The organism is Proteus sp. G2626 (genome assembly GCF_009915985.1).
GTDB lineage: Bacteria > Pseudomonadota > Gammaproteobacteria > Enterobacterales > Enterobacteriaceae > Proteus > Proteus vulgaris.
This window is the reverse complement of record NZ_JAABNH010000027.1, coordinates 173,354-193,753: the sequence shown is the minus strand read 5'-3', so window position 1 is coordinate 193,753 and position 20,400 is coordinate 173,354. Positions and strand designations below refer to the sequence as shown.

Below are 20,400 nucleotides of genomic sequence, written 5' to 3'. Positions count from 1 at the left end.
AAAAAGTGACATCGTCACTGACCATCTAAACCGCGAATAGGTTTAACGGTATCCCATGAACGACAGGATGGACAATGCCAATATAATGCATGAGAGGTAAAACCACATTTATGGCAACGATAATCCGGTTTGGTGCGAATTTGTTCACCGACCATGTAACGCAATAAGATAAGGCTCTCTTTGGCTCGACCTTCTTCTGCTTCTGCTAAATGGTAACGCATTAACCGATAGAAAAGTCTCATCGTAGGATGGCGTTCTAATTGGCGATTAATATAAAGCTGAGCTGCTTCAATACCTTCTTTGGCTTCAATAATATCTGCCAAGTAAAGCTCGGCAATTGCACCACAATTACTATCGACACATTGGCGTAAATACGCCTCCCAACGAGAGGTATCTTCCTGTGCTTGAAAACATTCAAAAAGCATAGGTAATGTTTCACTGACCATCTCTTTATCTTGCTCAATAACGTTCATCAGCACGTCAATGGCTTTTTGTTTTTCATCACGAGCAATATAAATACGACCATACATAATTGAAACACGGGCACAGAAGGGATCTGCTTGCCCTGCTTTTTGTAGAAAATTAAGTGCACTATCAAGATTATCACTACTCATTTCTTGAAGTGCCAATTCACAGTAAAAATGTGAAATTTGTTCTTTTAACTCATGCTGACCTAATTTCACCAATTTTTCAGCCATGTCAATGGCTTTGCTCCAATCGCTGGTTAACTGGTAAATAGCCAGCAAGGATTGTAAAGCACTTTGGCGAAACTCTTGCTCATCAATAAGTTGCTGAAACATATTTTCAGCACGATCGTAAACTCCTGCGGCGACATAGTCACGACCGAGTTGTTGAACAGCAAGAAGGCGTTGTTCAAAAGAAAGTGCAGCACTTTCCATTAAGGATTGGTGAATACGTATTGCGCGTTCAACTTCGCCACGAGAGCGGAAAAGATTGCCTAATGTAAGATGAGCTTCAAACGCAGAGCTATCTTCTTTAAGCATTTCAAGGAAGAGATCTACTGCTTTATCTTGTTGATCAGAAAGTAAAAAGTTAACACCCGCCACGTATTCTCGTGACAGGCGATCGGCATTCTGCTGTTTATCCTGTTGGGCACCACGACGCCCCATATACCAGCCGTAAGCCGCCGCGACAGGTAATAACAGAAACAGCAATTCTAGCATCAGCTATCGTCCTTATTTCGTAGCAGAAGCAACCATTGGGCGACTTTCTTGGTTTTCTTGTTTTGTTTGAGCGCTTTCAAGCCGTTTGATTTTACGTTTTGCTCGGCCTAAAGATAAGCGTACACGTAAATAAAAAATACCACTCACAATCCAACCAAGAACAAAACCTACACCAAACAGTGTGGCTAACAAGGTAGAAATACGATATTCACCTTGAGCAATAAGGTAATTGAATGTGACTACCTGATCGTTATTTGAGCCCAAAGTCATGGCAATAACCACGATGGCAAAAATAAGAATAACTAAAATAAAAAGTAGGACTTTTTTCACATTATTTCCTTTTTTATTCTCTTTTCTTTAATGGACAGATAAAGGTAGCATTTTCACTGCGCACAAAGAAAGTCATTTCTTAGAATCAACTGATTTTCGTATATTTTTTCACATAAATATCGAAAAAGACATTCTGTATCTCAAAAATAAGGGCTATTGTCAGGATTTGAGTAATATACGTCGCTCAATCACCTTAAATGCACACCAAACCAGCGCTGTACTGATAAGAATACCGATAATCACATCAGATGCCCAGTGCATTCCTAATACAATACGCCCTACCGTGACATCGATTCCCCATAATAACCCGAGTGATGCTAAAAAATAATGACGACGCAACATAAAAAGGACAAAAACAAACAAGGCGAGTGTTGCTGAAAATAAACTATGACCGGATGGAAAAGCATAACCCGTTTCAGCTTTCCAATGTTTAAGTTGCCATTCTGGGATCATCGGTGAGTTAGCAAATCCATTTTGGAGCAATTGTTCTCGCTCAGGTCTTGATACTTGATAAAAAGCCTCTGGAGTAATATGCAAATTCTCACTCACCCAAACAACATAAGGACGAGGCTCTTTTACTGTATTTTTAACTGCAACCTTAATTAATTGCCCAATAGATAAGGTCGCAATAATTATCACGGCCAGTTGCATGAAATGGTAACGTTTTAATTTTAAAACCACAAAAAGCAACGCTAACAAAACAATAATCGTCACGGCCCCCCAAGGTTTTGCTGCACTGTTTGCTATCCACAATGTACTGATACCCCCTAAAGGGTGATCGGTAGGTTGCCATTGCCATCCCACGATCAACACTGCACTAGGCACGATTAAGAGCAATATACTGCCTAATAAAATTAATTGAGTGAAATGCTTATTCAATATATTAGCCTCTTTTCAAATATAAATATTGTCTTTCATTCGTACTTAAAGACAATCAGTATAAACGATGCTCGTTTAGCAATAAATCATTATGCAATAAGGTCCAAAATCTGATAATTTATTGTGGTGTGATTTTATAAGTGTGTGTTACCTATTTCCCTTGCCAATTAGACATGGAAATATTTCAGTGTTTTATTTCTCTTTGTTCTCGTTATAAAGTGTATAATCTTGAACGAGAGTTTCACCTGAAATTATGAGTCAAAAATAATGAAATTAAGACGAATCGCAGAAGCAAAGCTACCAACGCCTTTTGGCGAGTTTTTAATGGTCGGTTTTGAAGAAATCGCAACAGGTAAAGATCATGTCGCTCTTGTTTATGGCGATATATCGGGCACAGAGCCCGTATTATCTCGTATTCATTCGGAATGCCTAACGGGTGACGCTTTATTTAGCCTACGTTGTGATTGTGGTTTCCAACTTGAAGCCGCGCTTTCACAAATAAGTAAAACAGGTCGTGGCGTATTACTTTATCACCGCCAAGAAGGTCGTAATATTGGCTTACTAAATAAAATAAGAGCTTATGCATTACAAGATAAAGGATTAGATACCGTTGAAGCGAACCTTGAATTAGGTTTTAAAGCTGATGAACGTGATTTTACCCTTTGTGCTGATATGTATAATTTGTTAGGCGTTCATGAAGTACGATTATTAACCAATAATCCGAAGAAAATTGAAATCATGAAAGCAGCGGGTATTAATGTGATAGAACGAGTGCCTTTAATTGTGGGTCGTAATCCAAGTAATGCGCATTATCTAGATACCAAAGCCGATAAAATGGGCCATCTTTTATTTAAGAAAGCGCAATAATAAAGCAACAACATAGCATTAATTATTTTCAAATCCGAGTTTCATCACTCGGATTTTTTATTTGATGACTTTTACCTATTATCTTGTTTATTCACTTCTTTATCTCTCTGTTCATTTTCTTACATCTTGCTTTTTTACTTATTTTTATCTTTAAAGTATATCATGTGAAAAATTGTCATATTCGATTTCATTGACTATCCATCTGATTCTAAGTTATTTATTACTAAATAAATTTTGATAGGAAGATATTATGCCATTACATTTTTCAGGTAGGATTTTGGGTGCACTTTTATTAGTAGGAACGTTATTAACGGGCTGTGATAATAGCGATAAAAACCGCTATTCAATCAAAGTTGGCGTAATAAATGGTGCTGAACAAGATGTGGCTGAAATAGCGAAAAAAGTCGCAAAAGAAAAATATGGTTTAGACGTTGAGTTAGTGGGGTTTAGTGGCTCTTTATTACCGAACGATCCCACCGCAAATAAAGAGTTAGATGCGAATGTTTTTCAACATCGTCCTTTTCTTGCTCAAGATAATAAATCTCGTGGTTATAATTTAGTGGCTGTGGGCAATACTTTTGTTTTTCCTATGGCGGGCTATTCAACAAAAATTAAACACCCTTCTGAATTAAAATCTGGCGATACCATTGCAGTTCCTAACGATCCAACCAACTTGGGCCGAGCCTTACTGTTATTAGATAAAGAAAAACTTATCACATTAAAACCCAATAGTGGCTTATTACCTACTGCTATTGATATTATTGATAATCCTCTTAAATTAAAAATTATGGCGCTAGAAGGTGCGCAATTACCACGAGTATTAAACGATCCTAAAGTCACGGTTGCGATTATTAGCACCACGTATATTCAACAAATCAATTTATCCCCGACAAAAGACAGCATTTTTATTGAAGATAAAAACTCCCCTTATACCAATATCATAGTGGCAAGGGAAGACAATAAAGACGCTAATAATGTACAGGATTTTATAAAAGCTTACCAATCCCCCGAAGTCGCAACAGCGGCCGAAACTATTTTTAACGGTGGCGCTATACAAGGCTGGTAATTATTATTACAAATACATAAAAACGCCCCATTATTATAAAAATAATGAGGCGTTTCTTATTTCTATAACGATAAGACTAATTACAGCATATTACGAATAACATAATGCAATATGCCACCATGTTGGAAATAAGCAAGTTCAGTTTGAGTATCAATACGACAACGCGCCATAATCGTTTCTGTGCGATTATCTGCGAAAGTAAGATTAACCGCGACATCTTGACCTGGTGTTAATGTATTAAGCCCAGTGATCTCAATTTTCTCATCACCTTTTAAGCCTAATGTTTGACGTGTAACGCCTTCTGGGAATTCTAACGGTAAAACGCCCATACCAATCAAGTTAGAACGATGAATACGCTCAAAAGAGCCCGCAATCACGACACGAACACCTAATAAACGAGTTCCTTTCGCCGCCCAGTCACGACTAGAGCCAGAACCATACTCATTCCCTGCAATTATCGCCAATGGCGTATTTTCTTGCTGATAACGCATAGCAGCATCATAAATTGCTAACGTTTCACCGGTTGGAATATGCTTGGTAAAACCGCCTTCAACTCCTGGTACCATTTCATTACGAATACGAATATTAGCAAAAGTTCCTCGCATCATCACTTCATGATTACCACGTCTAGAACCGTATGAGTTAAAATCTTTAGGCTCTACGCCATGTTCACGTAAATAGCGCCCTGCGGGGCTATCCGCTTTAATATTTCCAGCGGGAGATATGTGGTCAGTTGTTACTGAATCACCTAATATTGCCAAGATACTGGCTTGGTGAATATCGTTAATCGGTGCAGGCGTTTTTGTCATTCCTTTAAAGAAAGGAGGGTGACGAATATAGGTAGAATCAGGTTGCCAAGTATAAACGGGTGTGTTTTGTGTTTTCAGTGATTTCCACGTTTCATCCCCTTCAAATACAGCAGAGTACTCTTTGTGGAACATCTCCGTTTTCACTTTTTCGACGGCATCCGCAATCGCCTTACTATCAGGCCAAATATCTTTTAAATAAACAGGGTTACCTTGTTTATCTTTACCTAAAGGTTCTTTAGTAAGATCAATATTCATATTTCCTGACAATGCATAAGCAACCACCAATGGTGGCGAAGCAAGCCAGTTGGTTTTCACTAACGGATGAATTCGACCTTCAAAGTTACGGTTACCTGATAATACTGCAGCAATGGTTAAATCATTGTCTTTAATTGCACTTTCAATTGGTGCTAATAAAGGCCCTGAATTACCAATACACGTTGTACAACCATATCCCACAAGATTAAAACCTAACTCGTCAAGATAAGGGGTTAACCCCGCTAAATTAAGATAGTCTGTGACGACTTTAGAGCCAGGTGCTAAAGAGGATTTAACCCAAGGCTTACGCTGCAATCCTTTTTCTACCGCATTTTTAGCCAGCAATCCCGCAGCCATTAAGACATTCGGGTTTGAAGTATTTGTACAAGATGTGATCGCCGCAATCACAACAGCGCCATCAGTGAGTTTAAATTCAGGATAACCATCAATTTTTACTTCAGGAAAGTGTGAAAGTGGTTTCTTGTTTGCTTCAAGCTCTACTGCCGCTTTAAATGCATTAGGAACACTTGATAAACTCACTCTATCTTGAGGACGTTTAGGCCCGGCTAGGCTTGCTTCAACAGTTCCCATATCAAGAGATAATGTAGAGGTGAAGATAGGCTCATCACCTGTATGACGCCATAAACCTTGCTCTTTACTATAAGCTTCAACCAGAGCAATTTCTTGTTCTTCGCGTCCTGTTAAACGCAAGTAATCAAGAGTGATTTCATCTATTGGGAAGAATCCACAGGTCGCACCATACTCTGGAGACATATTCGCTATCGTTGCCCGATCAGCTAAAGGTAATGAGGCTAAACCATCTCCGTAGAACTCAACAAATTTTCCTACTACACCGTGGGCTCGTAACATTTGAGTGACAGTGAGGACAAGATCTGTTGCTGTAATACCTTCTCGCAGTTTTCCTGTCAGTTTAAAACCGACAACATCAGGAATAAGCATTGAAATAGGCTGCCCTAACATCGCAGCTTCCGCTTCAATACCCCCAACCCCCCAACCTAAAACACCAAGGCCATTAATCATCGTGGTGTGAGAATCTGTTCCTACTAAGGTATCAGGATAAGCCACATAACGGCCATTTTGCTCTTCAGACCAGATGGCTTTACCTAAATACTCAAGGTTGACCTGATGGCAAATTCCTGTTCCTGGTGGCACAACACGAAAACGTTCAAAGGATTGCTGTCCCCAACGTAAGAAAAGGTAACGTTCATAATTACGCTCCATTTCTATTTCAACGTTTTCAGCAAACGCATTTTTACTGGCGTATTCATCAACCATAACAGAGTGGTCAATCACTAAATCAACGGGCGATAGTGGATTCACTTTCTCCACTTGTCCTCCCAAAGATTTTACGGCTTCGCGCATGGCAGCTAAATCGACAACAGCTGGTACCCCCGTAAAATCTTGCATAAGAACTCTTGCTGGTCGATAGGCAATTTCACGTGATACATGAGCTGTTTTTTGCCAATCAACTAATGCCTTAATATCCTCTTCAACAACAGTATCGTTATCAAGATAACGGACTAAATTTTCTAGTAACACCTTCAGAGACTTAGGAAGACGGGTAATATCGCCTAATTGACGAGCAACTTCTGAAAGACGGTAGTACTCATATTCTTGAGATCCGACTAAGAGCGTGGAATGACTCTTTGTTTTCAAGCGTAACGACATAGCTCCTCCTTCTTATTTTTATACTGACAGCATGTTTAATAAACTATCAAAATAGGTAAGGTTATCTATTAAACATATCATATAACGCAAAATTTCGCTTAAAGACCACACAATTTGTTAACGTAATGTTATTGATGTCATAGAGTTAATAAAATTTAGTCTCAGGATTTTTGTCTAATTAAGATTTAATAACGGAGGTATCACTATGAAAGGATAATATTTATGAATAATAAACAATCTGAGTTACTCAACAATATAATGAGCGCCGATCGTTACTTTGCTGAACCTATTACCCCTCCTTTTCCACAAACCTTGTCGATAAATTCATTACATTCTCAAAATCTAAAAGATACAGAAGGTCTTGTACAATTTATCATCGCATCACCAAAGTCTTTTGAAGAATTTGAAATAGAAAGGATGTCTCAACTTAAAAATATTCAAATTGGCCTTATTTCTATTATGGCAAACCATCTTGCTGCATTAAAAAAAGAGGATAACGAGGCTTATTATCGCCCTGAACATTGGTTAGATACACTTAATCATCTTCCTCTTTTAGGACACAATAAAATTGAAACAAAAAAACTCCATAAACAAACATTTAATTTATCGGTGGCTCAAGCTTTTATTCAATTATTACTTGGTGTAGCGATTAATACCACCTCTCCTGCATTAGGAGAGTTTATTGATTTTTTACGCACTCAAGGCCAAAAGATAGAAATTGGATTACGTCAATCATTAGATAGTTACCAAACAATAACCATTGCGGGAGTAACCGAGATCCTCAATCATAATAACCATCTTATTTTTGTGCCTAAATTAAAAATCTTAAGCTTACGTTTTTCCTATCAATCAGCCAAAATGTTACTCGCCAGTTGCATTGGACGTAAATTCACGATTTCTTTAGAGTACAGCACTATCACGTCTATCTTTGATGCTAACGCACTTGATGATCCGCAAATTAATCAACAATTTTATAATTTTTTAAACAAGTATCGTCAACTCAGCATTACAAAGTCAGACGCTTTTTTTAGTGGGGATTTTTATCTGAAATAAGTTATATAGGATTAAGATTTATGAACACGCTTGAAGGCGGGAATTACCCGCCTTTCAGTATTACACTAATGGTAATTCTATCTCTTTAAATAGCTCTTCAATTTCTTCATGAGTTCGCAATGCGACAGCTTGTTCAATTAAATTTCGAGTAAGATGTGGTGCAAAACGCCACATAAAATCATACATATAACCACGTAAGAAACCACTACGGCGGAAGGCAATTTTAGTAGTGCTATAGCTAAATTTATCACGCATATCAATCGCCACTAAATCACTGTCCAGCACAGGATCAAACGCCATACTGGCAATCACACCAATACCTAAATGCAATCTTACATACGTTTTAATGACATCGGCATCCGTTGCAGTGAAAACAATTTTAGGTTTTAAACCGACTTTACCAAAGGCATCATCAAGATCAGAACGCCCGGTAAAACCTTGGGTATAGGTCACGATATCGTAACCAGCAAGCTCTTTTAATGTCACTTCTCGTTTTTGAGCCAAAGGATGATCTTTAGAAACCACCACAATACGATTCCAACGATAACAAGGCAACATGACTAAATCGTTATAAAGATGCAGTGATTCTGTCGCAATCGCAAAATCACTTTTACCTCTGCAAACATCTTCGGCGATTTGTGTTGGTGAACCTTGATTCATATGCAATGAAACATCTGGATAACGCTCAATAAAACCTTTTATCACTGGTGGCAATACATAACGCGCTTGTGTATGCGTTGTTGCAATAGACAGTGAACCTCTATCTGGATAAGTGTGTTCACCCGCAGCTGCCCGAATGGCTTCTGTTTTTGACAAAATTTCTCTAGACAGCCTAACAATCTCTTCACCTGCAGGCGTCACATGCGTTAAGTGTTTACCACTACGAGAAAATATTTGTATACCTAACTCATCTTCCAACATGCGGATCTGCTTACTTATCCCTGGTTGAGATGTATACAAACGCTCTGCCGTGGTTGATACATTTAAATCGTTATTCACCACTTCAACGATATAACGCAACTGTTGTAATTTCATAGAGAGGCTATCCCTTCAACAAAAGACTTATTATTCCGCTATTCTATTTATATTCATATAACTAAAAAGAATAATAAAGATGTAATATATAACCACTATATCACTTATTTCATTTCGGTCTAACGTAATTAATAGGGTTATTTAGGTTTTGTTATATCGAATGGTTATAAGCTATAAGTAAGCATAAAAAAAGCTGACTTGATGTCAGCTTTGATTTCAACACAATAAAGGCATTCAATTAGTTAATCACACCGCACGCCATTCTTGCACCACCACCGCCAAGCGCTTCTGGGTTATCAGAATAGTTATCGCCACCGACGTGCACCATTATGGCTTTATCTTTCACTTGCTCAAGTTTAGTTAGTTTGGGTGCTAATACTGCGTAATCAGCAACACCTTTATCATTAACAACCAATCCAGGTAAATCACCTAAATGCCCTTCTTTATTATAAGGCCCTAAGTGAACACCCGTTTTTTCAGGATCTAAATGGCCACCAGCTTTTAAAGCAGGAACAGGTTTCCCCTCTTTCATATCTGGCTCACAAGAACCATTAGCATGAATGTGAAAACCATGTACACCGGGTGTTAATCCGGTCAACTTTGGCGTAAATAACAGTCCATAATCAGTTTCAGTGATGGTAACAACACCAATATCGTTACCTGCACCTGTAGGAAGTGCTTCTTTTAATGTGATATCTAATGTGGCAGCACTTGCCACTGACGTGAAAAGTAAACCAGAGAGTAACAAAGGCATCAGTTTCATAGTATCTCCGTCTTATTATTAGCAAAGTAAAATATCAGACAAATAGAAATTAACTATTTTATACTATTTCAATATACTTTAATTAGCCTATCTTCTTCATGCAAAAAAAGCGACTAACTCTCATTAGTCGCTTTTAAATTTATCGCGTGATGTCAATGTTATTTGGTTTTCTCAACCCATTTACCATCAACATAAAATGCAGACCAACCCGTAGCTTTGCCATCTTTCTCTGAAGAAACATATTGTTGTTTAGTTTTACGACTAAACCGCACAATTGTTGGGTTTCCGTCAGGATCAGCCACTGGTGCTTCGGCTAAATAACGCATTTTCTCTGCTAGTCTGTCTTTAAAGCGAACAAGTTCTTCCACTTTAGGTGCACGTGTTTCCCTTGATTTAGGGAAGGTATTTGCAGCTAAGAATACACCAGCCGCGCCATCACGTAAGACAAAATAGGCGTCAGATTTTTCACACAGCAATTCAGGAAGTGGAACTGGATCTTCCTTTGGTGGCGCAATTTCACCACTTTTTAAGATCTTACGCGTATTTTTACATTCATCATTGGTGCAACCCATGTATTTACCAAAACGCCCCATTTTCAGATGCATTTCAGAGCCACATTTATCACACTCTATGACAGGACCTTCGTAACCTTTTAAACGGAATTCACCCTCTTCGACCTCATAACCATCACATGCCGGATTATTACCACAAACATGTAATTTACGATGCGTGTCAATCAGGTAACTGTCCATTGCAGTACCACATTTCGGGCAACGGCGACGTGCACGTAACGCGTTAGTTTCTGCATCTTCCCCTTCCAGAATATTCAATAACTCATCTTCAGGAATAAGATTAATAGTCTGTTTACAACGTTCTTTAGGGGGTAATGCATAACCAGAACATCCTAAGAATACCCCTGTTGTGGCTGTTCTAATTCCCATATGACGAGAACATGTTGGGCATTCTATGGAGGTTATTACCATTGGATTTGGTCGCATACCGCCTTCTTCCGGATCTTTTTCAGCGATTTCTAATTGCTGACTAAAATCAGTAAAGAATGCATCTAATACAGCTTTCCAATTCTCTTCGTTGTTTGCGACATGGTCGAGGTGGTCTTCCATTTGTGCTGTAAAATCATAATTCATTAAATCGCTAAAATTTTCTTCTAAGCGATCAGTGACAATTTCACCCATTTTTTCAGCATAAAAACGACGGTTTTCAACTTTCACGTAACCACGATCTTGAATAGTGGATATGATTGAAGCATAAGTTGAAGGGCGACCAATACCCCGTTTTTCCAATTCTTTAACTAATGTCGCTTCACTAAAACGTGCTGGTGGCTTAGTAAAGTGTTGCGTAGGTTCTAGCTCAGTTAAAGCTAGTTTTGCGCCTACATCAACAGCTGGTAATGTTTTATCCTCATCTTTATTACGCATCGCTGGCATCACTTTCGTCCAACCAGCAAAACGTAAAGTACGGCCTTTAGCGCGTAGTTTATAATCTCCTGATTCGACGGTTAATGTCGTTGAATCATATTTTGCCGGTGTCATTTGACACGCAACAAATTGATTCCAAATCAGTTGATATAATCGTTTGGCATCGTTATCCATATCTTTCAAAGATTCTGCAATAACGTTGACATCTGAAGGACGAATAGCTTCATGCGCTTCTTGCGAATTTTCTTTGCTCGAATAAACGTTTGGCTCTTTCGGCAAATATTTAGCTCCAAATTGCTCGCTAATATAATCACGCGCCATTTGAATTGCATCCTGACTTAAGTTAGTCGAGTCAGTACGCATATAGGTAATATAACCAGCCTCATAAAGGCGTTGAGCTAACATCATTGTTTTTTTCACACCAAAACTTAAACGCGTACTAGCCGCTTGCTGTAAGGTTGATGTGATAAGTGGTGCACTTGGTTTACTTGATGTTGGTCTATCTTCACGATCTTTTACTGTGAAAGTTGCATTCTTTAATGCGTTAACCGCAACCTGTGTTTCATCAGATGAAACTGGGTTGAAGGCCTTATCATTATAGTGCGTAACTTCCATACGCAATGGTTGTTCATCAGGCGTTAATAATGATGCGTGCAACTGCCAATATTCTTCAGGAACAAAGGCTTTAATTTCACGCTCACGTTCAACCAATAGGCGTACAGCAACAGATTGTACTCGGCCCGCAGATAATCCACGAGCGACTTTTTTCCAAAGTAAAGGTGAAACCATATAACCCACAACACGATCCATAAAGCGACGTGCTTGTTGCGCATTAACGCGGTCTATATTTAATTCACCTGGAGTTTGGAAAGCTTGTGTAATAGCATTTTTCGTGATTTCGTTAAAAACTACTCGACTAAATCGTTCATCATCACCGCCGATAACTTCGCGTAAATGCCACGCGATAGCTTCTCCTTCGCGGTCAAGGTCCGTTGCGAGATAGACATGATCAGCTTTATCAGCCAATGCTTTTAGTTCAGCCACCACTTTTTCTTTGCCAGGTAGAATTTGATAGTTCGCATTCCATCCATTATAAGGATCGACTCCCATACGGCTGACTAAGGCTGACTTCTCATCCTTTTTAACTTTTTTCACGCCTTTCGTGGCGGATGAGTTTTCGCTCTTCTGGCTGCCAGAACCACTCTTGGGCAAATCACGAATGTGACCCACGCTAGATTTAACTACGTAGTCATTGCCAAGATATTTATTGATCGTTTTGGCTTTTGCCGGGGACTCCACGATTACAAGAGCTTTACCCATAATTACCTTTACCTAATTAAACTTTGTTATGACGGTATTGTTTAATACCCTCAACTAAAAAAATGTTTAAAATCTCTTTTTTATATTGCGTTAGTTTTGCAATATATCAACCTGTTTTTATTCAAAGCTTTTGTTTGAGCTCAAAACTCATTACTTTTTTTGAGGTATTTTAATCACCTCACTGCTTTGATCGAGCAACAGGTAAATGATATTTGCTACATATAGAGTAGCTAAGCTTTTAAAAATGCCACACTCTACCTGATAAAAAGTGAGGCGCAACAAATTATTTTTCTAAGGAGCACTGATTATGTCAACACAAACTACACCTATAACAACAGAGATGCTACTTGAAAAAGCGAATAAAATCATATGTGAACACGAAGATTATTTACAAGGTATGCATGCGGATTCTGTTGAACAAAAAGGTAATGTCCTCGTATTTAAAGGCGAATTTTTTTTAGATGAACAGGGTTTACCAACGACAAAAAGCACTGCGGCTTTTAATATGTTTAAACATTTAGCACATGTGTTATCTGATAAATATCATCTAGAATAAATCGCCTTTAGGACTATTTCACCCTTAATCTCATCATCGAGAAAGAGGTGTGACTTGCTAGATGTTGTTTTTTCTCAACAATATCTTGCATAAAAAATCGGAATTAAAGAATACAAATGCAATGAAAGGTGAGGTGAATAGCTATTGTCTGATGTTTATGATTACACAACCTATCAATACAATCAGTAATATCAATTATTGTTATTCTGTTTTTAACGCTATATTGACACTTCCTAGAAAGAGGAAATATTTACTCTGTTGTTGTTAAGCAACATCAATTATTTCTTTAATTGCCAGTGAATTTTTCACTGGCTTTTTTTATCTTATTGAAAAACAATTTTTCCAATAAAGCATCAATATCTCTGTTTGAAAAACTCAAAAAGTGTCAATTGGCAGGAAGGAAAATAACAGCGATACCAAGTTTGACCTTCTTGGTATCGCTAATAGTGCTTATATCGCTGTATTCATTTTCACTTATAGCAATGGTTTTTTACTTCTTTGCACCCAACGCATCATCAGTTTATCAACGCTTTCCATCGCACCGCCAGTAACACGCTCAACCATTTTCTTTTTAAGAACATATTGAACAGAAAAAACTTCGTAGTCGTTAATGTGATTAATTAACCAATCATCACTCACACCAACTTCATCAATTAAGCCTTTATTTAGGGCTTCTGTGCCGTACCAATATTCACCTGTTGCAACACTATCAATATCAAGTTGAGGGCGGTATTTATGTACAAAAGATTTAAATAACAGATGTGTTTCATTGAGATCTTGCTTAAATTTCTCACGACCTTCTTCTGTGTTCTCACCCAACAAAGTTAATGTCCGCTTATATTCACCAGCAGTGTGTAATTCCACATCAATATCGTTTTTCTTGAGCAAACGGTGAATATTGGGAATTTGAGCAACAACACCAATTGAGCCAATAATCGCGAAAGGTGCGGCGACGATTTTATCTGCCACACAGGCCATCATATATCCCCCACTTGCGGCCACTTTATCAACAACGGCAGTGAGTTTAATCCCCTTTTCTTTTAAACGTGTCAATTGCGCTGCTGCTAGTCCATATCCGTGGACCATGCCACCAGGGCTTTCTAAACGTAGTAAAACTTCATCACCAGTTTGGGCAACAGAAAGAATGGCGCTGATCTCTTCGCGTAATGCACCCACTTCATGTGCATCCATACTACCTTTGAAATCAAGAACATATAAGCAAGGTTTTACGACACCTTTTTTACCTTCCTTTGCATTGTGCTTACTTTGTTTACTTTCTTTTTTCTGCTGTTTTTTAAACGCTTTGTACCAGACCTTTAATTCAGCATCATCCATTCTCGCTTGTTGCATCACTCGCTGTTTTTCTTCATAAGCTTCAGCAAGATCTGTCACTTTTAACGTTCCTTTTCGACTTTGCTTTTTATTTCCAATGACGATAAAAAACAACACAATAGCGATAATAGCCACGACAACAGTGGCAATCTCTGCTAAAAACAGTCCATATTGTAAAATATACTCCACAAAGACCTCTTTTTAAGGTTAATAACACTGACTAAAACCAATATGCCTAGTTTAACGAAATTCTGCTTTAGCGCTAGTCACAAAGGCATAATTATGGGCAATACCATAAAGAAAATAGTCAGCAATTGTAAACAAAGAAACAGACTAAACTGGTCGCTAGAGCAATAAGACGTTACACTTTATTTACTTTTTACTAGACAGGATATCAATATGTTGCAATATCAACCGGATCATAGCGTGCTAAAAGATAAAATTATTCTAGTAACAGGTGCTGGTGATGGCATAGGAAAAGAAGCCGCGCTAACTTATGCGCAATATGGCGCAACACTTATCTTATTAGGTCGCACTTTATCAAAACTTGAAGATGTTCAAGAAGAAATCATCACATCAGGTGGCCAACAACCTATGTTATATCCACTTGATTTACTCACCGCGACAGAAAATGACTTTCAGCAATTTGCGGATACCCTCGTTAAACGCTTCCCTCATCTTGATGGCGTATTACAAAATGCAGGTTTATTGGGCGTTGTTGAGCCTATTATTAACCAACCAAGCAACCTTTGGCATGATGTTATGCAAGTCAATGTCAATGCAACATTTATGCTGACAAAAGCACTATTACCGCTAATGCTCAAAGCACCTCATGCAAGCCTTATTCTCACGACATCCAGTGTAGGTCGCCAAGGTCGTTATGGTTGGGGGGCTTATTCTGTCTCTAAATTCGCAACAGAAGGCCTTATGCAGGTACTTAATGAAGAATATAACGACAGTACCTTACGTATTAACTGCATTAATCCTGGTGGTACCCGTACCGCAATGAGAGCGAGTGCATTCCCAGATGAAAATGCACAAAAACTAAAAACGCCCAAAGATTTAATGCCGTTATACCTCTACCTAATGAGTGATGACAGCATTGATGTGAAAGGACAATCTTTAGATGCTCAACCTGGTCGCAAAGCCGGCCCAGCTGAATAATGTAAATTCGAGGTAAAAAATGAATGATGCACAACACCAAAAACGCCAACAACGTTTAAAAGAAAAAGTCGATACCCGAATTGAGCAAGCTCAACGAGAGCAAGGTATTTTGATGATCTTTACAGGTAATGGTAAAGGGAAAACGACGGCGGCGATGGGGACAGCAACTCGTGCTGTTGGCCATCAAAAAAAGGTCGGTGTTGTGCAATTTATTAAAGGGACTTGGGAAAACGGTGAGCGTAATCTATTAGAACAGTTTGGTGTACCTTTCTATGTGATGGAAACAGGGTTTACTTGGGAAACTCAAGATAAAAGCGCCGACACTGCCGCCTGTTTGAATACTTGGCAATATGCACTCAAACTACTAAATGATCCAGAATACAATCTCGTTATCCTTGATGAAATCACCTATATGATTAGCTTCAACTATTTACCATTAGATGAAGTTATTTCAGCGATTAGTTCTCGCCCCTCTCAGCAAAACGTAATTATTACAGGGAGAGGCTGCCATAGAAAATTAATTGAACTAGCTGATACCGTAACCGAAATGCGCCCTATCAAACATGCTTTTGACAGTGGAATAAAAGCGCAAAAAGGCATAGATTGGTAGCCACTATTATAGAAAATATTAAATGAGAATGGGCTCACCTAAAATACCTGCGCCAAATAGGCGCCCATTCGTTTTCATGAACTCTAAATAAGCTTCTCTATCAACAAAAATATTATTCTGTAGTTGTTGATTATAAATAATCGCCATTTTGATTACATGTTTATGATATTCATCATAAAATACTTGCTTTTCTTCCGGATCCCTTGATGCTAAATATTGCTCCATTATTTTATAAATACTCTTTGCTTCCCCTGTTAATTTTTCATTACAAAATTTAAAATTATATTCTAACGGGAGCAAACTATCCGTTCTGGTATTATTTTCGTCTATCCAACTAAAATTATCTTTTGTTGAATATTGAGTTAATAAATCACGCTCAGAATAAAAATTAATACCATAAGGATATTTAGCTATATATTGATGAAAATCATCTTTTGAAAAACATTTAGTCAATACATTTACCTTTTCGTTTCCTTCCCAATCAGGCAAGTAAGTAGGTATTGATTCATCTATTGGGATATCACAATTGAATATATTGTTATCAATAAAAAGAGAGTCAGAACTAGCAATCGCACCTCTTACAAGCATACCGTTAACCCATATTGCACGCTCTTCTATACGAATACTTTCCAATAATCGACTCTCTTGCTTAAATACCGTTGTAAAACTATAGTATATGTCTCTGTCAGGGTTAATAATCCCACCTCGGTTCCCTGGATAGATCATAAAGACACTTTTCTTTCCCTGACTATCAACCAACACATGCATTCCATCATTAAGCTTAATTTTTTTAACTTCACCTTTTTCCATTACAAAATGAGTATTATCAATTGTGAATTTTAAAAGTTCTAATTGATTATTGTTGATGTAGAAAACACCATTTTGTTTTTCTCTTATTGCAGGATTATCACACCCGGTTACTAAAGAGATTGTATATAGCACAGTTATCAAATAAAAATAACGATACATATTATTTTGAATACCTTATCGTTAAATATAAAATTATTAACAAATACGTTCTAATAGAATAATTATCATAAATAGATTTATAATAAAAAGAAAGTAGTCAAAAAAAAAGCGCCCTACTTTAATAGGGCACTTCTTTTTTAAAATGATATTTTAATTTAAAATAATAAATAATTATTCGAAACTTATTTATTATTTCCTGCCGATTGACGACGACTAGACGCTCTTTTTGCAGGTGACGTAGACGTACGTGCCGATATTTTAGTATGACGCTTAACCGCACGACGAATTTGATTTGCTTTAATTCGGCGTTGATCTTTTTCTACAGCAACTTTTGTCACTGTTTCGTCATTTAATTCGACAAGTTGACGCAAGTAATTAATTTGCTCTAATCCAAGTTCAACCCAACCACCACGTGGCAAACCTTTAGGTAAATCAATATCACCATAACGAACACGAATAAGACGGCTTACTTGAACACCAACGGCTTCCCACATACGACGAACTTCACGGTTACGACCTTCTGTCAGTGAAACGTTGTACCATTGGTTAATTCCTTCACCGCCACGATAAGAAACAGAGCGAAATGATGCAGGACCATCTTCCAATTGTACGCCACGAGTTAACTGACGAATTTTAGCATCATCAATTTCACCAAAAACACGTACCGCATATTCACGCTCAACTTCACGACTTGGGTGCATTAAGCGGTTAGCTAATTCACCATCTGTCGTAAATAGCAATAATCCGCTGGTATTCACATCAAGACGTCCTACAGCGATCCAGCGAGCACTATTAAGACGAGGAAGGCGTTGGAAAACGGTAGGACGGCCTTGTGGATCACTACGAGTACACAGTTCACCTTCAGGTTTATAATACGCCAACACTCGACAAACATCTTTTTGGGCTTCGCGAATATTTAAAATACGGCCATCTAAGCGGATTTTTGCTGTTGTGGTGACATCAATACGATCACCTAATTTTGCTTTTGTACCATCAATGCTAATACGTCCTTCTTGAAGGTAACCTTCAATCTCACGACGAGAGCCGTGACCAGAACGAGCAAGGATTTTTTGTAATTTTTCAGTGCGTTGCGATTTATCGCTCATGAAACAACCTCATGTGTCGCCTTCACAGGCGTCATAAAAATAGAATTAATTTTTAAAAATCAATTAAGTAAAAAATAACCCATGTTTATTAAATTCACTAATAAACACAGGTTTATTGATTCAATAACGAACAATGTTGATGATTGTTCACCTCAACATTGTGATAAATAGTCTCGACAAAATAGTAATAACGGTTTTACTGCTTTTTCTCGTTATGTAATATTAACGCCTCAATGAGAACGCTTATTGACATGACTGATTAAAAAACAAACACCGTGATTTTTATCGCAATGTATAAATTTAACACAAGCGATAAATCCCTTCACCTGTTATCTCTTTAGCTCACAATAAATTTCTTCACTATATGTCTATCGAATCGATATTAAGTTTAATCGGCCAAATCATTTACTGAAATGGAGTAATATCTCCAGTGCCTTCTCGCACTATCACCGGGCTATCATCCGTTAAGTCAATCACCGTTGTGGGTTTTTGCCCTAAATAGCCACCATGGATCACTAAATCGACCTGTTTGCTTAATAAATCATTTATCTCTTCAGGATCAGACTCTGCGAAATCATTACCTGGTAAAATCAGGCTTGTTGACATCAATGGCTCACCAATATTTTCTAACAATGCTAATGCAATAGGGTTAGAAGGAACACGTAGGCCAATCGTTTTGCGTTTATCATTCATCAAACGCTTTGGTACATCTTTAGTCGCTTTTAAGATAAACGTGTAATTACCAGGAGTGTTATTTTTAATTAAACGAAATACCACATTATCAACATAAGCGTAATTAGCGATTTCAGACAAATCACGACACATTAGTGTGAAATTATGGTTTTTATCTAATTGGCGAATACGACAAATTCGCGTCATTGCATCTTTATTTTCTAAACAACAGCCTATAGCATAGCCAGAATCTGTTGGATAAATCACCACGCCGCCTTTGCGTAAAATATCAGCACTTTGTTCAATTAAACGAGCCTGCGGATTATCTGGGTGAATATAAAAAAGTTGGCTCATACATCCCTCAACGAATTTCTGATGTTACTCCTGCCATAGCGACCAAACTGGTTCAACGCCACCGGGTAACCATAAATTACGTCCCAACTCTATCCACGAGCAAGGACGATGAAAATCAGAACCTAACGAAGCCTTTAACTCATAACATTGGGCTAATGCTGCGTGTTGTTCCCGTTCTTGTGGTGGTTGTTGGCATTGTGCCACTTCGATTGCATCACCACCTTGTTGTTTAAAATAAAGTGTTAATCGTTTTAACCATTTAGAGGATAGACCATATCGACCTGGATGGGCTAATACTGCAACACCACCAGCGGCATGAATTGCTGTGACAGCGTCACCTATTGAGCACCACTGTGGAGGTACATAGCCTGTTTTTCCTTTCGCTAAATAGCGTTTAAAAACTTTATTAACTGAAGCAACATGCCCATCATTCACTAAAAAGCGGGCAAAATGCCCTCTAGTTACTTGCCCACCATGCGCTAGCGCTTTAGCGCCTTCAAAAGCATTGGCGATACCTGCTTTTTCTAATCGCTCACCTATCATTATCGCACGTGTTTCACGACATTGACTTTGTGATGAAAGGAGCAACTTCATCGCGTTATGGTCGATATCTATATTTAATCCAACGATGTGGATTTCTATATTCTCCCACAAAGTCGATATTTCGACACCTGATATCAGAGTAAGTGGCAGATTTTTTTCTGCTATATATTGATTAGCAGGCGCAATCGCCGCTGTTGTATCGTGATCGGTAATGGCTAAAACATTAATTTGACGCTCTATCGCTCTATCAATCAATTCTTCTGGTGAAAGCTCGCCATCTGACGCGGTAGTGTGGCTGTGTAAATCATAAATCACTCTTAAATCAGATAGCCCTTCAGTCATCGCTTCTCCCATTTCATCTTAACAAGATAATAATTTTTAAAGAGTATGCCATAAAGTACTTGACGA

At 38.1% G+C, this 20,400-nt stretch carries 18 protein-coding genes; 6 read left to right on the top strand and 12 right to left on the bottom strand.

The window, feature by feature from the left end; all coding sequences use genetic code 11:
• Positions 1 to 14: 14 nt before the first annotated feature.
• The 3 genes from lapB to pgpB form a co-directional block, all read right to left on the bottom strand.
• Complete coding sequence (lapB, locus tag GWJ05_RS13435) at positions 15 to 1,184, bottom strand: lipopolysaccharide assembly protein LapB (protein WP_036937089.1); 1,170 nt, start codon at positions 1,182 to 1,184, stop codon at positions 15 to 17.
• A 12-nt stretch (positions 1,185 to 1,196) separates the two neighbouring features.
• The gene (locus GWJ05_RS13430; RefSeq protein ID WP_036937091.1) at positions 1,197 to 1,514 is read right to left on the bottom strand and encodes a LapA family protein; all 318 of its coding nucleotides are present in this window, start codon (positions 1,512 to 1,514) and stop codon (positions 1,197 to 1,199) included.
• Between the two features lie 159 nt (positions 1,515 to 1,673).
• Positions 1,674 to 2,393, bottom strand: a complete 720-nt coding sequence (pgpB, locus tag GWJ05_RS13425; RefSeq protein ID WP_036937094.1) for a phosphatidylglycerophosphatase B — start codon at positions 2,391 to 2,393, stop codon at positions 1,674 to 1,676.
• Positions 2,394 to 2,660: 267 nt separating this feature from the next.
• Between pgpB and ribA the strand changes: the two genes are divergently transcribed.
• Both ribA and GWJ05_RS13415 read left to right on the top strand, forming a co-directional pair.
• Positions 2,661 to 3,260: a GTP cyclohydrolase II gene (ribA, locus tag GWJ05_RS13420; RefSeq protein ID WP_036937095.1), complete on the top strand. Its 600-nt coding sequence runs from the start codon at positions 2,661 to 2,663 to the stop codon at positions 3,258 to 3,260.
• A 250-nt stretch (positions 3,261 to 3,510) separates the two neighbouring features.
• The gene (locus tag GWJ05_RS13415; protein WP_036937096.1) at positions 3,511 to 4,326 is read left to right on the top strand and encodes a MetQ/NlpA family lipoprotein; all 816 of its coding nucleotides are present in this window, start codon (positions 3,511 to 3,513) and stop codon (positions 4,324 to 4,326) included.
• A gap of 80 nt (positions 4,327 to 4,406) precedes the next feature.
• Here the strand turns inward: GWJ05_RS13415 and acnA are convergent, their stop codons facing one another.
• A complete protein-coding gene (gene acnA, locus GWJ05_RS13410; RefSeq protein WP_115370257.1) occupies positions 4,407 to 7,079 on the bottom strand; it encodes an aconitate hydratase AcnA in 2,673 nt (890 codons plus the stop codon).
• 222 nt (positions 7,080 to 7,301) lie between these two features.
• Between acnA and GWJ05_RS13405 the strand changes: the two genes are divergently transcribed.
• A complete protein-coding gene (locus tag GWJ05_RS13405; RefSeq protein ID WP_082239469.1) occupies positions 7,302 to 8,132 on the top strand; it encodes a hypothetical protein in 831 nt (276 codons plus the stop codon).
• Positions 8,133 to 8,192: 60 nt separating this feature from the next.
• On the opposite strand, the gene cysB is transcribed toward GWJ05_RS13405, so the two are convergent.
• From cysB to topA, 3 genes are all read right to left on the bottom strand, one after another.
• Positions 8,193 to 9,167, bottom strand: a complete 975-nt coding sequence (gene cysB, locus GWJ05_RS13400) for an HTH-type transcriptional regulator CysB (protein WP_036937099.1) — start codon at positions 9,165 to 9,167, stop codon at positions 8,193 to 8,195.
• A 238-nt stretch (positions 9,168 to 9,405) separates the two neighbouring features.
• Complete coding sequence (gene sodC, locus GWJ05_RS13395) at positions 9,406 to 9,930, bottom strand: superoxide dismutase family protein (protein WP_087802487.1); 525 nt, start codon at positions 9,928 to 9,930, stop codon at positions 9,406 to 9,408.
• A gap of 158 nt (positions 9,931 to 10,088) precedes the next feature.
• Positions 10,089 to 12,686 carry a type I DNA topoisomerase gene (gene topA, locus GWJ05_RS13390; protein ID WP_087802490.1) on the bottom strand — a complete coding sequence of 866 codons (2,598 nt, stop codon included), beginning with the start codon at positions 12,684 to 12,686 and terminating at the stop codon, positions 10,089 to 10,091.
• A gap of 307 nt (positions 12,687 to 12,993) precedes the next feature.
• Between topA and GWJ05_RS13385 the strand changes: the two genes are divergently transcribed.
• A complete protein-coding gene (locus GWJ05_RS13385) occupies positions 12,994 to 13,242 on the top strand; it encodes a YciN family protein (RefSeq protein ID WP_036937102.1) in 249 nt (82 codons plus the stop codon).
• Positions 13,243 to 13,716: 474 nt separating this feature from the next.
• Here the strand turns inward: GWJ05_RS13385 and sohB are convergent, their stop codons facing one another.
• On the bottom strand, positions 13,717 to 14,763 hold the full coding sequence (sohB, locus tag GWJ05_RS13380) for a protease SohB (protein WP_036937103.1): 1,047 nt from the start codon (positions 14,761 to 14,763) through the stop codon (positions 13,717 to 13,719).
• A gap of 213 nt (positions 14,764 to 14,976) precedes the next feature.
• On the opposite strand from sohB, the gene GWJ05_RS13375 reads away from it, so the two are divergent.
• A complete protein-coding gene (locus GWJ05_RS13375; RefSeq protein ID WP_180978772.1) occupies positions 14,977 to 15,738 on the top strand; it encodes a YciK family oxidoreductase in 762 nt (253 codons plus the stop codon).
• A 19-nt stretch (positions 15,739 to 15,757) separates the two neighbouring features.
• Positions 15,758 to 16,348, top strand: a complete 591-nt coding sequence (gene cobO / locus GWJ05_RS13370; protein WP_036937106.1) for a cob(I)yrinic acid a,c-diamide adenosyltransferase — start codon at positions 15,758 to 15,760, stop codon at positions 16,346 to 16,348.
• Positions 16,349 to 16,366: 18 nt separating this feature from the next.
• Here the strand turns inward: cobO and GWJ05_RS13365 are convergent, their stop codons facing one another.
• The 4 genes from GWJ05_RS13365 to rnm all read right to left on the bottom strand — a co-directional run bounded on the left by GWJ05_RS13365 (position 16,367) and on the right by rnm (position 20,334).
• The gene (locus GWJ05_RS13365; protein ID WP_036937109.1) at positions 16,367 to 17,317 is read right to left on the bottom strand and encodes a hypothetical protein; all 951 of its coding nucleotides are present in this window, start codon (positions 17,315 to 17,317) and stop codon (positions 16,367 to 16,369) included.
• Between the two features lie 182 nt (positions 17,318 to 17,499).
• Positions 17,500 to 18,423: a 23S rRNA pseudouridine(2605) synthase RluB gene (rluB, locus tag GWJ05_RS13360; RefSeq protein WP_036937111.1), complete on the bottom strand. Its 924-nt coding sequence runs from the start codon at positions 18,421 to 18,423 to the stop codon at positions 17,500 to 17,502.
• Positions 18,424 to 18,828: 405 nt separating this feature from the next.
• Entirely contained in the window at positions 18,829 to 19,449 is a 621-nt protein-coding gene (locus GWJ05_RS13355; protein ID WP_036937114.1) for an L-threonylcarbamoyladenylate synthase, read from the bottom strand.
• Positions 19,450 to 19,473: 24 nt separating this feature from the next.
• Positions 19,474 to 20,334 (bottom strand): RNase RNM, encoded by an 861-nt coding sequence (rnm, locus tag GWJ05_RS13350; protein ID WP_036937117.1) that lies wholly within the window; start codon positions 20,332 to 20,334, stop codon positions 19,474 to 19,476.
• Positions 20,335 to 20,400 lie beyond the last annotated feature (66 nt).

Coding starts and splice junctions, on each gene's coding strand:
- GWJ05_RS13415 (WP_036937096.1), top strand. CDS start 3,511: ATGCCATTACATTTTTCAGGTAGGATTTTGGGTGCACTTTTATTAGTA.
- cobO (WP_036937106.1), top strand. CDS start 15,758: ATGAATGATGCACAACACCAAAAACGCCAACAACGTTTAAAAGAAAAA.
- GWJ05_RS13385 (WP_036937102.1), top strand. CDS start 12,994: ATGTCAACACAAACTACACCTATAACAACAGAGATGCTACTTGAAAAA.
- cysB (WP_036937099.1), bottom strand. CDS start 9,167: ATGAAATTACAACAGTTGCGTTATATCGTTGAAGTGGTGAATAACGAT.
- GWJ05_RS13355 (WP_036937114.1), bottom strand. CDS start 19,449: ATGAGCCAACTTTTTTATATTCACCCAGATAATCCGCAGGCTCGTTTA.
- acnA (WP_115370257.1), bottom strand. CDS start 7,079: ATGTCGTTACGCTTGAAAACAAAGAGTCATTCCACGCTCTTAGTCGGA.
- lapB (WP_036937089.1), bottom strand. CDS start 1,184: ATGCTAGAATTGCTGTTTCTGTTATTACCTGTCGCGGCGGCTTACGGC.
- GWJ05_RS13405 (WP_082239469.1), top strand. CDS start 7,302: ATGAATAATAAACAATCTGAGTTACTCAACAATATAATGAGCGCCGAT.
- ribA (WP_036937095.1), top strand. CDS start 2,661: ATGAAATTAAGACGAATCGCAGAAGCAAAGCTACCAACGCCTTTTGGC.
- GWJ05_RS13365 (WP_036937109.1), bottom strand. CDS start 17,317: ATGTATCGTTATTTTTATTTGATAACTGTGCTATATACAATCTCTTTA.
- rluB (WP_036937111.1), bottom strand. CDS start 18,423: ATGAGCGATAAATCGCAACGCACTGAAAAATTACAAAAAATCCTTGCT.
- topA (WP_087802490.1), bottom strand. CDS start 12,686: ATGGGTAAAGCTCTTGTAATCGTGGAGTCCCCGGCAAAAGCCAAAACG.
- rnm (WP_036937117.1), bottom strand. CDS start 20,334: ATGACTGAAGGGCTATCTGATTTAAGAGTGATTTATGATTTACACAGC.
- sodC (WP_087802487.1), bottom strand. CDS start 9,930: ATGAAACTGATGCCTTTGTTACTCTCTGGTTTACTTTTCACGTCAGTG.